This is a genomic window from Rhodothermales bacterium (genome assembly GCA_034439735.1).
In the GTDB taxonomy this organism is placed as follows: domain Bacteria; phylum Bacteroidota; class Rhodothermia; order Rhodothermales; family JAHQVL01; genus JAWKNW01.
In genome coordinates this window covers 1-13957 of sequence record JAWXAX010000181.1, presented here as the reverse complement: position 1 = coordinate 13957, position 13957 = coordinate 1, and the positions used below count along the sequence as shown (strand labels likewise).

Genomic DNA, 13957 nt, shown 5'->3' with positions numbered 1-13957 from the left:
GTGTCTCTACGATCGAATGGTTTGATGGGGAGACACGATGTATCGTGTCTCTACGATCGAATGGTTTGATGGGGAGACACGATGTATCGTGTCTCTACGGTCGATTGGTTTGATGGGGAGACACGATGTATCGTGTCTCTACGATCGAATGGTTTGATGGGGAGACACGATGTATCGTGTCTCTACGGTCGACCTTCGGGTTTTCGCGTTACGTCTTTCACTGATTCTCCCGCCCATGGCTCACCCCGCCGTTCGCGTCGATGCCCTTACCCATCGATACGGGGACTTCCAGGCGCTTGACGGTGTGTCGTTCACCGTTGAGTCCGGGCATCTGTTTGGCCTCCTCGGGCCCAACGGCAGCGGTAAAACCACCCTTTTCAGAACGCTTTCCACCCTGATACATCCGACGAGTGGGCGCGTCGAGGTCTTTGGTCATGACCCCGTCACCTCTCCGGCTGCCGTCCGGCCGCTCCTGGGCGTCATCTTCCAGGATCCCGCGTTGGACGCCGAGTTGACGGTGATGGAGAACCTGACCTTTCACGGCAGTCTGTACGGCCTTTCCGGGAAGCTACTCGCGGACCGCATTCAGGAGCTCCTGGGGGTCTTTGAGCTTGCCGACCGCGCCGGCGACCGCATCAGCACGCTGTCGGGGGGTCAGAAACGGCGGGTGGATCTGATCCGAGGCCTCCTGCATCGCCCACGCCTGTTGCTGCTCGATGAGCCGACGACCGGCCTCGACCCGATCGCACGGCGCACGTTCTGGGACGTGCTGCATCAGCACCGTCGACGCGAAGGGGTCACGATGATCGTGGCCACGCACCTGCTCGACGAAGCCGAGGCCTGCGACACCCTCGCCCTGCTGAGCCACGGAAAGTTGGTGGCGACAGGCTCGCCGGCCCAGATGAAGGCCCGCCTCGGCGACGAAATGTTATGGATCGCCGCCGCCGAGCCCGATTCCCTCGCACGCGAAATCGCCAGCGCCTTCGGATTCGAAACCCGCGTCGTCGGCAACGACATCCGGGTCGCCGGTGCCGCTGCCATCCAACAACTACCCGCCATCTACGAGCGCTTCGGCCCCGCCATCACCTCCGCCACCGTCCGCAAACCCTCCCTGGAAGATGTCTTTATGGTACTGTCCGGAGTGAAGATGAATACGTAGTTCGATAAGACTGCCCACCCATTTTGCATTTTGCATTTTGCATTTTCCCTTTCCCCATGTCCTACCTCCACTGTATTTCCGCCCTCTGGCGGCGTGAGATCGTCAAGTTCGTGCGGGACCGCAGCCGGGTGTTCGGCGCGCTGGCGCAGCCGGTCTTGTTCTGGCTGCTGCTCGGCATGGGGTTTCAGGGGTCGTTCAGCCTGCCCGGCGCCGGCGAGGAAGGCGTCGGCTACTTCGAGTTTCTCTTTCCGGGCATCATCGCCCTGATGATCCTGTTCACGGCCATCTTCTCGACCATCTCCATCGTTGAAGAGCGGAAGGCCGGATTCCTCCAGGCAGCGCTCGTGGCGCCGGTATCGCGGACGGCCTTTGTGCTGGGCAGTACGCTCGGCGGGACGACGTTGTCGCTCATCCAGGCCATCCTGTTGTTGGTCCTGTTGCCGTTCTTGTCGATCTTCCCTTCGATTCCGGGGGTGCTGCTGATCTTGACCCTCTGCGTCTTCGCCGGCATCGCCTTTACGGCGCTCGGGATCGCCATCGCCTGGCGCATGGCCACCACGCGGGGGTTTCATGCGATCATGAACCTGTTTCTTCTTCCCATGTGGCTGATTTCGGGCGCCTTTTTCCCCTACGAAGGCGCCACAACCGTCCTGCAGTGGGCGATCCGACTCAACCCGGTGTCGTACATGATCAGCGGGATGCGGTCCGGCATGTACTGGCCGGACGCCGCGCCGGCTACCCTCGCGGGCATCCCCATCAGTTTACTCATCGGAGCCGGTTTCGCCGCCGCCATGATCGGGGTGGCTACGTGGACGGTCAAAAGACCGCTTTCCGCGGCGGTTTAATGTTCTACGTTCGAGGTTTTTTCTTGACGTTATCCATGTTCAAGCCTACATGAAACCCCAAAAAATAGTGTCATCCTGAGCCTGTCGAAGGACCTTCCGACCGTCCGAGAGGTCCTTCAACAGGCCCAGGATGACACCACCTTCAACTTCCACCTTCGTGACACCCACAACGTCGCTTCTATCTCTCAGCCGGACCGAGTTGCTGGGCCTTGCGCCACAGTTCGGTCAGCCGGCGTACCGGGGCGGCCAGCTTTTCGCCTGGCTCTACGGAAAAGGGGTGCGGTCCTACGATGGCATGACCGATCTCCCGAAAACTTTTCGTGCCGCGCTCGCGGAACGATTCACCCTCGCGCCGCTCACGCTCGAACATCGCAGCCAGGCCTCGGACGGTACCATCAAATGCCTGTTCTCGATCGCTTCGGGGCGTAAGGTGGAAGCCGTACTCATCCCGGATTTCGACGAAGAGGGTGATCCGCGCCGGCTCACAGTGTGTGTCTCCAGCCAGGTCGGCTGCGCCATGGCCTGCTCGTTTTGCGCAACTGGCCAGATGGGGTTCAGCGAGAACCTTTCCGCCGGCGAGATCTTCGATCAAGTGTGGGAGCTCAACAAGATCGCCGAGGCCGAATACGGCCGACGCATCACGAACATCGTGTACATGGGCATGGGCGAACCCATGCTCAACTACGACCAGGTGCTGCGCAGCATCGAAGGCCTTACCCACGAAGAAGGCATGGGCCTTTCAGCGCGCCGCATCACCGTATCCACGGTAGGCCTCGCCAAGCGTATCAAACAGCTGGCCGACGACGAGACGCGATTCAACCTGGCCGTGTCCCTCCATGCGCCGGTCGACGCCAAGCGCAGCGAAATCATGCCGGTAAACCGGAGCGAGCGAACCGATCTCTCGGCGCTCAAAGAGGCCATCCAGTACTACACCCGGAAAACCGGCCGGCAGGTGACCTACGAATATTGTATGTTTCAGGGATTCAACGACTCGGAAGCCGATGCGCGCGAGCTTGTGCATGTAACGCGTTGGGCCCCGAGCAAGGTCAACCTCATCATGTACAACCCGGTCGAAGCACTCGCCTTTCGGCGCACCAGCGAGACCCAGCTGAATAAGTTCATCCGGGTGCTCGTAGCCGGCCACGCAACCGTCACCGTACGTCGCAGCCGTGGGCAAGACATCGACGCCGCCTGTGGCCAGCTGGCCCTGCGCGCCGACCAGATGACGCCCGCGGCTGCCTGATCGCTACTCCCATGCCCAACTCCGCCCACCCACGCCTCACCGACTCCCTGTTTAACTGGCTCTTCGGGATGATCGGCTCTTTCTTACTAGTCCTCAGCCTGCCCCGGCTCATGAGCCTTTTCGGCAGACGCATGCTCCCCCGGATGGTATCCGAAATGATCGCGATCGCGCTCACCGGGCTTCTCGCCGAAAAGCTCCTGGCCTGGATCGCCCGCGACAATGACCGCCAATCCTAACGTGCGCCCGAATAAACTCGGCGTCATCACCCGCGGCTCGCTGAGCCAGGGCATCGATATGAAGCTGGACGACGACCTGTCCGTCGAGGCCATAGCCGCAGGCTCGTTCGTCGTCATCCAGGGGGAGGCGTACGACTTTTTCGCGATGATCACGGATGCGAGCATCGAAGCTGCCAACGAGGGTATCCTCCTCCACCCGCCGGCGGCGGACGACGCCCTGCTCCGCGATGTCATGCGCGGCGTCTCGACCTACGCCACCGTAGCGCTCAAGCCGATGCTCATGATGCCGAACACAGGGCATCAGGACCTCCAGGCCGAGCCGGCGCGCTCCGTCAAAACCATCCCAGCCCACTTCTCCCCCGTCGCCCGCGCCACGGCCGACGATGTAGCCCGCATCTTTGGCCACGAAGCCAACGACGGCGGCAACACATACTTTCACATGGGCGAGCCGCTCGGCATGGAGGGCATCCCCGTTTGTATCAACCTCAAACGGTTTGTCGAGCGCTCCAACGCGGTGTTCGGGAAGACGGGGACGGGGAAGACCTTCCTCACCCGGCTGCTGCTCTGCGGGACGATCAAAAACGACCGCGCCGTCAACCTCATCTTCGATATGCACTCGGAGTACGGCTACAGCGCGACCATCGAAAATGACGGCGGGACCGGGTTCGTGAAGGGGCTGCGCGACCTGTTTCCGTCGAAGGTCAGCATCTTCTCGCTCGACCCCAAAACGACCCGCCAGCGCCGCGTCACGCCCGACTTCGAGGTGCGCCTCTACGCCGACCAGATCGAGCCGGATGACATCCTCCCACTCCGCGACACGCTCAACCTCAACCAGACGGCCGCCGAAAGCGCCTACCTGGTCCAGCAGAAACACGGCCGCGCCTGGCTCCAGCGTATTCTGGAGGCCGATAGCGCCGGCATTGAGTCCCTGGCCGATAGTTGCGGGGCCCATGTGGCTTCCCTCGAGGCCCTCAAGCGCAAGCTCAGCCGGTTTCAGCGGCACGAGTTCTTCAGCACGGACGCTGCGGGCGGCAAAATCGACGTGATCAAGGCGCTCCTGGAGACGATCGACCAGGGCAAATCCATCGTGTTTGAATTTGGCCGCTACTCCAGCCTGGAGGTCTATCTCCTCGTCGCCAACGTCATCACCCGGCGCATCCGAGACGCCTACGAGGAAAAGACGAACCGGTACCTCCAGTCCAAGAACGAGGCGGACAAACCCACCCCGCTCATCATTACCATCGAGGAGGCGCACAAATTCCTCAGCCCCGGCGTGGCGCGGGAGACGCCGTTCGGAAAGATCGCCCGGGAGATGCGCAAGTTTTATGTGTCCCTCCTGGTCGTGGATCAGCGCCCGAGCGCCATCGACGAAGAGGTGCTCAGCCAGATCGGCACAAAGGTCGTCGCCCAGCTCAACGACGAGAAGGACATCGCCGCCGCGCTGGTGGGCACAAGCAACGCCTCGGGCCTGCGGCAGGTGCTCGCCGGCCTCGACTCCAAGCAGCAGGCCCTGATGCTGGGCCACGCCGTCCCGATGCCCATCGTCGTCCGCAGCCGGACGTACGACGAGGCGTTTTTTCGGGAGATGAGTACAAGCGGGGCCTCACCCGAGGCGGTTAAAAAACGAATCAGCGAAGATTTTTATTGATCATGCCTGAACCCCCTACACGCCGCGGCCTGGGATTGTGGATGTGCACCGCCCTCGTTCTGGGCAACATGATCGGCTCGGGGGTCTTCCTCCTGCCGGCTTCGCTGGCCCCGTTTGGTGGAATCAGCATCCTCGGGTGGCTTGTCAGCGCCGGCGGGGCCTTGTGCCTCGCGCTCGTCTTTGCCCGGCTGGGCATGCGCTTGCCCCGGCTCGGGGGGCCGTACGCGTATGCGCGGGAAGGTTTTGGGGATTTCGGGGGGTTCTGGGTCGCGTGGTCGTACTGGATCTCGATGTGGACGACCAATGCCGCGCTCGCCGTGGCCTTCGCGAGTTACAGCACGGTGTTCTGGCCCGGCCTTAGCACCTCGCCCATCCTGGGCGCCGCCGCCGCCCTCATCCCGCTCTGGCTCCTGACGGCCGTCAACGTCGCCGGCGTGCGCGAGGCCGGCGGCGTGCAACTGGTGACGACCGTGCTAAAGGTATTACCCCTCGCGGCTGTAGCGCTGTTTGGTTTTTTTACGTTCGAACCCGGTCATTTCGTCCCATTTAACCCGACGGGCGACTCGCCGATGCTCGCCCTCAGCAGTACGGTGACCCTCACCTTGTGGGCCTTCCTCGGCCTCGAATCCGGCACGGTCCCGGCAAGCGACATCCACGATCCTAAACGCACCATCCCACGCGCCACGATGCTCGGCACGAGCCTCGCCGCCGCCATTTACATCATCTGCACCGTCGCCGTCATGGGCATCATCGCCCCTGCCGAACTGGCGACCTCCACCGCGCCGTTCGCGGATGCGGCCGGGAGAATCTGGGGGGATTGGGGCCGGTGGTTGATGGGCGCCGGCGCTGCGATCTCGGCGTTCGGTGCGCTCAACGGGTGGGTGCTCTTGTCCGGCCAGCTTCCGCGCGCAGCCGCGCTCGACGGCTTGCTGCCCGCGCGGTTTGCCGGGCTGACCGGCCGCGGGTCGCCGGCGTTTGGCCTCATCGTTTCCAGCGTCATCTCCAGCGCGCTCATTGGAATGAACTACACGCGGGGTCTCGTCGAGGCGTTCACCTTCCTCATCCTGCTCGCGACCCTCGCCACCCTGATGCCCTATGTGTTTTCGAGCATGACCGAACTTTGGATTTCACTCCGAGAAGGGAAGGCGCTGTCGCGAGGCCGGCTCGCCAGCCAACTATCTGTAAGCATCGTGGCCTTCCTCTACTCGCTCTGGGCCATTGCCGGCTCCGGCCAGGAGACCGTCTTCTGGGGCTTTTTGCTGTTGATCGCCGGATTGCCGGTGTATGCGGTGATGCGGCGCGGATTCAGCGCCGGCGAGGCATCAACCGGCAGCCTGGATTGAAGACGCGGCAGACGGAGGCCCATGGCCTCAGTCGCCCGTCGACACGATCCGCGCTTCCGCGGCCGCCAGCAGTAGCGCCCAGTGGATGCCCAGGTGGCCGTCTTTGTTGAGCCACCATTCGTCGAGCGCGTGCGCGTTGCCACTATCGCCCCCCCGGCCGATCGTCACCGCCGGGATGCCTAGCGAGATGGGGATGTTGGCGTCGGTGGAGGACATCGAGAGGCTGGCGTCGCCGCCCAGGGCGCGGGCGCTGGCGAGACTGCGCTGGACGAGCGGCGCGTCGGCCGGCGTGGCGCCCGAGGGGCGCTGGCCGATCGATTCGACGGACGCCGTCAGCTCAGGTCCTGAGCGTTTTAGCCGATTGTGGTAGGCCAGGCCCTCCGCCACCGCCTCTTTGAGTAGCCCATCGATTCCAGCCAGGCGGTCCGGGTTTACCGAACGCATGTCCACTTCCATCCATGCGGCATCGGGGATTGCGTTCACGGACGTGCCACCTTCGATGCGGCCCACGCTGTAGGACGTCCGTGGCCCGTTCGCCGTGTACGGCTCGGCCTTTTCCGAGAAGAGATGGATCATCGTCCCAAGGGCATGAGCCGGATTGCCGGCGCCGAAAGCGCCCCAGGAATGCCCACCCGGACCCGAAACCGTCACCCGGTACCGGTTCGACCCCAGCGCCTCGTTGACGATATTTCCCACCGGACCACCATCGACCGCGATAAAGGCATCGATGCCAGGCCCTTCGGGCCCGAACAGGTAGCGCATCCCCCGCAGATCGCCCAATCCTTCTTCGCCTACGGTCCCGATCAGCAAAAGGTCATCCTCGAAACGCAGGTCATCGCTCCGGATCGCCCGCAGCATGGCCAGCAGCACCACCAATCCGCGTGTGTCGTCCCCGACGCCCGGAGCATAGAGGGTGTCGCCGCGCATACGGACGGTAACGTCCGTGCCGGCGGGAAACACGGTGTCCAGATGCGCCCCGAATGCCACGGTGCGGTCCCCGGTGACTCCGTCCACCCGGGCTATGACGTTGCCCTCGGCATCGGTCCAGAGCGAGTCCGGACCGGCCTCGGCCATCAGCGCCGCAAACGCCTCACCCCGGGGCCCTTCGCCGAAAGGCGGGGCCGGGATTTCGGTGAGATAGATCAGATCCTGCATCGTGCGAGGCTCCATCGCCACCACCGACGCAAAGGCGGATTGGAGGGCCGGCAGCGCCTGTAACACTCGAATTTCCTCTACGGCGGATTCTGACGCGACGGCCGGCGTGTCTTCAGTGGCCGGCGCCGAGGGTTCACCGGCACAGCCGGCCAGGAGACCGATCGCCAGCAATGCCAGGCTGAAATAGGAATGTGTCATGGACGGAAATGGTCGGATGATCATCCCATACATCTAGCGGGGATGACGTTAAAAAACGATCAACATGAAAACCTTACCCCTCCTTTTCTTCCCCCCTCCGCTTCAACCCGTACGCCAGGGCATGCATCAACCCCATCCCTATTGCAATAACGGCAAACGCGCGGGCGTAGCCCCCGATCGATCCTCCGCCAGAGGCGGCCACGGCTCCGATGAGGGCGCCCCCCAACAGCCGGCCTACGGCCTTGAACAGGCGCACCACCCCCTGTACCACCGTCCGCTCACCCGGCTGAGCCTCATTCAGGACAATATAACTCAGCGCCGAACCCAGGATGGCCGAAAGACCCAGTCCGATCAACACCCCGCCGGCATAATATAACCCGATGCTGTCGGTAGACATCCCGGTCACCGCCAGTCCCGCCGCCGTCACGGCCGTGCCGCCGAGTACCACTGCCCGCGACCCCAGCCGGTCGATCAACCGGCCGCACAAAGGCGACCCGATCGCCAGCGCCGTCACCAGCGGCAGCAACATAAACGACGCCGCGCGGTCCGCCACCCCGAAGGCCACCACGGCGAAACTGGGTAGGAACACAAAGACCGCCTCGGTAGCGCCGGCGCCGGTGCTGACCAGACAGGCGATGACCACCTGGCGCGACCGAAACAGGCCCAGCCGGATAAACGGGTGCGCCCCCCGGCGTTCGATGGCTAAAAATAGGGCAAAAAAAAGGACCGTCGCCCCCAGAAACGGCCCCACACGCAGACTGAGCAGGCTCGCGCCGATGCGTTCAGCATCTACCTGATTGATGGCAAACGTGAAGCACGCCATCGCCGCGCCCAGCGCAAGTACCCCGGGCCAGTCCAGCCGAGCAACCCGCTCGGCGCGGACGTGGGGTAGGCGTGGAACGCCAACGATCCCAACATACAATGCCAGCGGCAGGGTGACCACAAACAGGGAGCGCCACGAAAACCATTGCAGCATCACGCCGCTTACGATGGGCCCAATGATGAACGCCACCCCGAAGACGGCGCCCACGATACCCAGCATCCTCCCGCGACGCTCGACCGGAAATAGATCGCCTATGACAGCGCCGGTGATCGGGAAAATACCCGAGACGCCGGCTCCCTGAAACGCCCGGCCTACGAGCATGATGAAGAAGGTGGGCGAAAAGACGACGATCAAGGTGCCCACGACAAACAACCCGATGCACCACCCGAACGCCAGCCGGCGACCGTAGCTGTCGGACAACCCGCTCATGATCGGGTTGCCGAGCTGGCTGAACAGGGAGAACACGATAAACACCCAGGCCACGGCGCGTTCGTCCAGCAAAAACGTCTCGGCGATCGCGCGCAACGCCGGCCCCAGGATCGCAATGTCCAGCGCGGCGATGAGGACGCCGAGCAGGAGGACAGGCATGGTTCTACGCGCTTCGCTCATACACCTACACCCCCCGGGGCCCTCCGTTAATGGCCTTCCAGCAACCAGCTCCCTGTAGGCAGGCCATCGATACTCCGTGTATTTTTCCGCTCGCGATAGGCCACCAGTTCCTCGTCCGTCTGTCCCCCGGCCCACTTGACGAGTGTGTCGCGGTCGCGGACATACTCCATGATCGGCACAGCGTACCCGCAGGACGTCTGCACCGAGTCGATATGTAACACTACGATCTGCCGGGCTCCGCGGAGCAGCGTGAACCGGTCGATGAGCTCCGCCCATCGTGCCGTGCCGCGGCGGGCGACTTCCCCCCTCCCGTACAACCGTAGGATGAGCGTCTGCCGGGTGAAACTGCAAAACATGATCGTCAGCCGGCCGTTCTCACCGATGTGTGCGGCTGCCTCGTTACCGCTGCCCGTCACATCCAGATACCCCACCGTCCGCGCATCGAAACACCGGAAACTGTCCATCCCCTTGGGCGACACGTTGACGCGCCCGTCTGCCGGCGCGGATCCGGTGAAAAAGATGGGCTGCTGCTCGATAAACACCTGGAGCTCGTCCGTGAGCGCATCGTAAAAGGTGGCCATTGATCCGCACCGTAGGATTGGCGTGTTGAAGGGATCAATACACAGAATTCGCGGTGTGTAGTTCCGTTCATCCAAATGGCGCATTGTTTTTGCAATCCGATTCGTATCGTAGGTCGTTTACGCATGGTGCGATAGACGCGTAACGCTGTTCCGTATGAGAGAAACTACCTTGCTGGATCGGCTCACTGCTGCCTTTATCGTCACCTGCGTGGTAGCGGTGCCGGCCTGGATGGCCCTCCAATTCAACGGGAAAGGGACAGGAAGCCCGCCCACCAGCCAGGACCACTACGAGGAATACCTGGAGGGCACGGGGGCCTGGGCGCGGTCCACCCTCCGTCAGCTCACCCTCGAACAAAAGGTCTCTCAGCTCTTTTCCTCCTACGCCTACGGCGTCTACACCAGCGCGGACGACCCGGCGTACAAGCGCCTGGTGGATCTCGTCGAGCGATTCCAGGTGGGCGGCATCCTCTTTTTCCAGGGAGATCCCTACTCGCAACTGCTGCTCGCCAACGAACTCCAGGCCCGCTCCAACCTGCCGCTGTTGATGTCGCAGGACATGGAGTCCGGCGCCGGCATGCGGATTTCGCGCACCACCAATTTCCCGAGTGCGATGGCGCTCGGCGCCACACGTAACACTAGCCTCGCCTATGCCGCCGGCTACGCCACCGCCCGCGAGGCCCGCGCGCTGGGCATCGACCAGGTCTACGCCCCGGTGGCGGACATCAACAACAACGCCGCCAACCCGGTCATCAACGTCCGTTCGTTCGGCGAACGCCCCGATCTGGTGACGGACATGGTGAAGGCGTTCACCTTCGGCCTACAGGATGGCAAGGTGATTGCCACGGCCAAACACTTCCCCGGCCACGGAGACACCGCCACCGACTCGCACTCCGACCTCCCGATCCTCCCTTTCGACCGTGCGCGGCTGGACTCCGTCGAGCTCGTACCCTTCCGGGGTGTCCGCGACGCCGGCATCATGAGCATCATGATGGGCCATCTCGCCCTGCCCCAGCTCGAACCCGATCCTCGCGTGCCGGCCACGCTGGCCTCGGGAATCGTCACCTCCCTCCTGCGTGAAGACCTCGGATTCAAGGGGTTGATCGTCTCGGATGCGATGCGGATGACGAGCATCACCAAACACTTTGGCACCGGTGAAGCGGCTGTCCGCGCCATCGAGGCCGGCATCGACATGCTGGTGCTTTCACAGGACGAATATGCGGCGCGCTCGGCGATCTTGAAAGCCGTGGAAGAGGGCCGGCTGACAGAGGATCGAATCGACCAGTCCGTGCTCCGCGTTCTGCAATCCAAGGAGTGGCTTGGTCTCCATGAGGAGCGTCACACCGAGCCGGCTCAGGCCCGCCAGATCGTTGCCTCCCAACCCCATACGACGCTCGCGGAGACCATTGCCCGCGCCTCGCTCACACTCATCCGCAACCAGGGACAGCTCGTCCCGCTCACGCGTCGGCCGGCATCGATCGCCTCGATCGCGCTCAATGACACCGACGAGGCAGACCCCGGCGCGGTATTCCAGCTCCAACTCTCAGGCATGGCGTCGGGCAGCCGCATCTTCAAGCGGTCGCTGGACCGCCGCGCCACGGAAACCGATTTTGCCGAGGCCCTGAACATCGCCTCGGCGGCGGAACTCGTGATCGTGCCGGCCTTTTTGCCGGTGCGCTCCGGCAGCAACCGCATCCAACTTCTGCCGGCATTCCAGCGTTTCCTCAACACGCTGATCGCCCGCCGCATCCCCGTCGTGGTCATCGCCTTCGGATCTCCCTACCTCATACAGGCCCTTCCCGCACAGCCGGCCGTCTACGTGGCGGCGTACAGCCATAGCGAGGCTTCCCAGAAAACATCCGTGCAAGCGCTCTTCGGTCAGTCCGGCTTCTCGGGCACCTTGCCCATCACGATTCCCGGGCTGTATCCGTTCGGCCACGGGCTTGTGACGCCGCAGATCTCCCCCCGATCCGCCGCGCCTGAGGAAGTGGGCATGAGCGGCGCAACGATCACCTCGGTCGATTCACTCATCCATCGCGCCATCGCCGATCAGGCTTTCCCAGGCGCGTCCGTCGCCATCGGCCGCGAGCTGGCGCTGGTGAAGACCGCCGGTTATGGTTACTTCACATACGACTCCGACCAGCTCGTCACGCCCGCTTCGCTGTTCGACGTCGCCTCGATGACCAAGGTCATCGCCACCACGACGGCCGCGATGAAGCTATACGAACAGGGCCTGCTCAGCCTCGACGCTCCCGTTAGCCAGTATATCCCGGAGTTTGGTAAAAACGGCAAGGGCAGCATCACGATCCGGCATCTGTTCACACACACGAGCGGCCTCATCCCGTTTCGGCCATTCCATGAGATGGGCATCCTGACCCGGGCCGGCATCATCGACCATGTCATGGGCGAGTCCCTCGTCTACCCGGTGGGCTCCGAGATGCGGTATAGCGATTTTAACATGATCGTGCTGGCGCTCGTCATCGAGCGGATCACCCGGGAATCGTTCGGAGACTATGTCCGGCGCGCCGTGCTCCAACCCCTCGGCATGACACGAACAGGCTTCCGATCCGCCGGCCAGGGGCAAGACCCCTCGATCGTGCCGACCGAGATCGATCATACCTTCCGCAAACGACTGGTCCAGGGCGAAGTACACGACGAAACGGCGTACATCCTCGGCGGCACCGCCGGCCACGCCGGCCTGTTTTCGTCAGCCGACGACCTCACCCGATTCGCGTTCATGCTCATGAACGACGGACGTGTAAACGGCGTGCCCTTCCTGAAGCCCGAAACCATCCGCCTGTTTACCACCGCCGCGGCGTCCGAGACCCATACACGGGCGCTGGGATGGGATACCCGGAGCCCCTCCGGTTTCTCCTCCGCCGGCACCCTGTTCGGTCCCCGCAGCTTCGGGCATACGGGATTTACAGGCACCTCGATCTGGATCGACCCCGACGCAAAGCTCTTCGTCGTACTCCTGACCAATCGGGTCTACCCGACGCGCGACAACACAAAGCATAACCAGGTACGGTCGGACCTCGCGGATATCGCCTTTCGGGCCATACTGGGGCCGGCCCTTCCTATCCTGCCAAACATCACCCATGATTGAAACCGCCGGCGAGCGGCGCCCCTCTGGTGAAACCTCGCCACCGCTTTCTGGTTGATGGCTTCGTGCCGGGAGACCAGCTGAATTCGTTCAGGCATGCTCTCGCTCTTTCTCATGAACGCCTTTACTTACCGCCATTTTAGAGCGTATGCCCACGTACACCTACAAGCGCGAAGACGGTACGACCTTCGAGTTCGAGCAGCGCATCACGGAAGCCGCGCTGACGACCTGTCCGACTACCGGAATGCACGTGAAGCGCATCATTCGGGGCGCAGGTGGACTGGTCTTTAAGGGAAGTGGCTTTTACCAGACCGACTACCCGCGCAGCGGGGGCGCCGCCAAAACGAGTTCGGCCGGCGCTTCCGAAGGGTCCTCCGAAAAGCCGGCCGAAAAAGTCTCAGCCACACCTAGCACGCCCGCCGCGCCGGCCTCGTCTTCCTCTAGCGATTGACGGCTTCCGCCGCCGCGACGATGCCCAGGAAGTCGTCGGCCTTGAGGGCGGCGCCGCCGATCAACCCGCCGTCGACATCCTTCTGCCCCAGCAACTCCGCCGCATTCGACGGCTTCATGCTACCGCCGTACAAAATGTGAATCGCGCGGCCCAGAGCCTCGCCAAACTGTTCAATCAGTAAGCCGCGGATGAACGCGTGGATCGCCTGTGCCTGTTCCGGCGTGGCCGTCCGCCCCGTCCCAATCGCCCACACCGGTTCGTAGGCCAGGACCAGATGTTCGGCAGACGTCAGCGTGAACCCATCCAGCGCGGCACGCACCTGCCGGCTGACGACTTCTTCCTCGCGGTTGGCCTCGCGCTCAGCCAGCGTTTCACCAATACACACGATGGGGATCAGCGCGCTTCCCGGCGCCTTGAGGGTCTTCCGGTTCACGCTCGCGTCCGTCTCTCCAAAAAACTGCCGGCGCTCCGAGTGGCCCAGGATGACGTAGTGACAGCCCACACTCGCTAGCATCGCCCCCGAGACCGCCCCGGTGAAGGCGCCGTCGTCCTCGAAGTGCATATCC

The 13957-nt window shown here is 63.2% G+C and carries 12 protein-coding genes; 8 read left to right on the top strand and 4 right to left on the bottom strand.

Annotated elements, in window-relative coordinates; translation table 11 throughout:
* Positions 1-235: 235 nt before the first annotated feature.
* The 6 genes from SH809_13880 (at position 236) to SH809_13855 (ending at position 6474) form a co-directional block, all read left to right on the top strand.
* The gene (locus SH809_13880; protein MDZ4700794.1) at positions 236-1159 is read left to right on the top strand and encodes an ABC transporter ATP-binding protein; all 924 of its coding nucleotides are present in this window, start codon (positions 236-238) and stop codon (positions 1157-1159) included.
* A gap of 56 nt (positions 1160-1215) precedes the next feature.
* The gene (locus SH809_13875) at positions 1216-2004 is read left to right on the top strand and encodes an ABC transporter permease (protein MDZ4700793.1); all 789 of its coding nucleotides are present in this window, start codon (positions 1216-1218) and stop codon (positions 2002-2004) included.
* Between the two features lie 157 nt (positions 2005-2161).
* A complete protein-coding gene (gene rlmN, locus SH809_13870) occupies positions 2162-3247 on the top strand; it encodes a 23S rRNA (adenine(2503)-C(2))-methyltransferase RlmN (protein ID MDZ4700792.1) in 1086 nt (361 codons plus the stop codon).
* A gap of 11 nt (positions 3248-3258) precedes the next feature.
* Complete coding sequence (locus SH809_13865) at positions 3259-3483, top strand: hypothetical protein (GenBank protein MDZ4700791.1); 225 nt, start codon at positions 3259-3261, stop codon at positions 3481-3483.
* A complete protein-coding gene (locus tag SH809_13860; protein ID MDZ4700790.1) occupies positions 3467-5131 on the top strand; it encodes an ATP-binding protein in 1665 nt (554 codons plus the stop codon). Before SH809_13865 ends, SH809_13860 begins: the two co-directional genes overlap by 17 nt.
* A 2-nt stretch (positions 5132-5133) precedes the next feature.
* Entirely contained in the window at positions 5134-6474 is a 1341-nt protein-coding gene (locus SH809_13855) for an amino acid permease (GenBank protein MDZ4700789.1), read from the top strand.
* 27 nt (positions 6475-6501) lie between these two features.
* Here SH809_13855 and SH809_13850 read toward each other — a convergent pair whose 3' ends face one another.
* The 3 genes from SH809_13850 to SH809_13840 form a co-directional block, all read right to left on the bottom strand.
* Positions 6502-7827, bottom strand: a complete 1326-nt coding sequence (locus tag SH809_13850; GenBank protein MDZ4700788.1) for a M20/M25/M40 family metallo-hydrolase — start codon at positions 7825-7827, stop codon at positions 6502-6504.
* Positions 7828-7900: 73 nt separating this feature from the next.
* Positions 7901-9238 (bottom strand): MFS transporter, encoded by a 1338-nt coding sequence (locus SH809_13845; GenBank protein MDZ4700787.1) that lies wholly within the window; start codon positions 9236-9238, stop codon positions 7901-7903.
* Between the two features lie 47 nt (positions 9239-9285).
* Positions 9286-9840 carry a pyridoxamine 5'-phosphate oxidase family protein gene (locus SH809_13840; protein MDZ4700786.1) on the bottom strand — a complete coding sequence of 185 codons (555 nt, stop codon included), beginning with the start codon at positions 9838-9840 and terminating at the stop codon, positions 9286-9288.
* A 154-nt stretch (positions 9841-9994) separates the two neighbouring features.
* Here SH809_13840 and SH809_13835 point away from each other — a divergent pair, with 154 nt between their 5' ends.
* Complete coding sequence (locus SH809_13835) at positions 9995-12943, top strand: glycoside hydrolase family 3 N-terminal domain-containing protein (GenBank protein ID MDZ4700785.1); 2949 nt, start codon at positions 9995-9997, stop codon at positions 12941-12943.
* A gap of 145 nt (positions 12944-13088) precedes the next feature.
* Positions 13089-13391 (top strand): FmdB family zinc ribbon protein, encoded by a 303-nt coding sequence (locus SH809_13830; protein MDZ4700784.1) that lies wholly within the window; start codon positions 13089-13091, stop codon positions 13389-13391.
* Here SH809_13830 and tpiA read toward each other — a convergent pair.
* The coding region (gene tpiA / locus SH809_13825) for a triose-phosphate isomerase (GenBank protein MDZ4700783.1) at positions 13381-13957 on the bottom strand (577 nt) is incomplete at its 5' end. The two genes, SH809_13830 and tpiA, sit on opposite strands and share 11 nt — an antisense overlap.

Coding starts and splice junctions, on each gene's coding strand:
- SH809_13880 (MDZ4700794.1), top strand. CDS start 236: ATGGCTCACCCCGCCGTTCGCGTCGATGCCCTTACCCATCGATACGGG.
- SH809_13875 (MDZ4700793.1), top strand. CDS start 1,216: ATGTCCTACCTCCACTGTATTTCCGCCCTCTGGCGGCGTGAGATCGTC.
- SH809_13865 (MDZ4700791.1), top strand. CDS start 3,259: ATGCCCAACTCCGCCCACCCACGCCTCACCGACTCCCTGTTTAACTGG.
- SH809_13860 (MDZ4700790.1), top strand. CDS start 3,467: ATGACCGCCAATCCTAACGTGCGCCCGAATAAACTCGGCGTCATCACC.
- SH809_13855 (MDZ4700789.1), top strand. CDS start 5,134: ATGCCTGAACCCCCTACACGCCGCGGCCTGGGATTGTGGATGTGCACC.
- SH809_13850 (MDZ4700788.1), bottom strand. CDS start 7,827: ATGACACATTCCTATTTCAGCCTGGCATTGCTGGCGATCGGTCTCCTG.
- SH809_13845 (MDZ4700787.1), bottom strand. CDS start 9,238: ATGCCTGTCCTCCTGCTCGGCGTCCTCATCGCCGCGCTGGACATTGCG.
- SH809_13840 (MDZ4700786.1), bottom strand. CDS start 9,840: ATGGCCACCTTTTACGATGCGCTCACGGACGAGCTCCAGGTGTTTATC.
- SH809_13835 (MDZ4700785.1), top strand. CDS start 9,995: ATGAGAGAAACTACCTTGCTGGATCGGCTCACTGCTGCCTTTATCGTC.
- SH809_13830 (MDZ4700784.1), top strand. CDS start 13,089: ATGCCCACGTACACCTACAAGCGCGAAGACGGTACGACCTTCGAGTTC.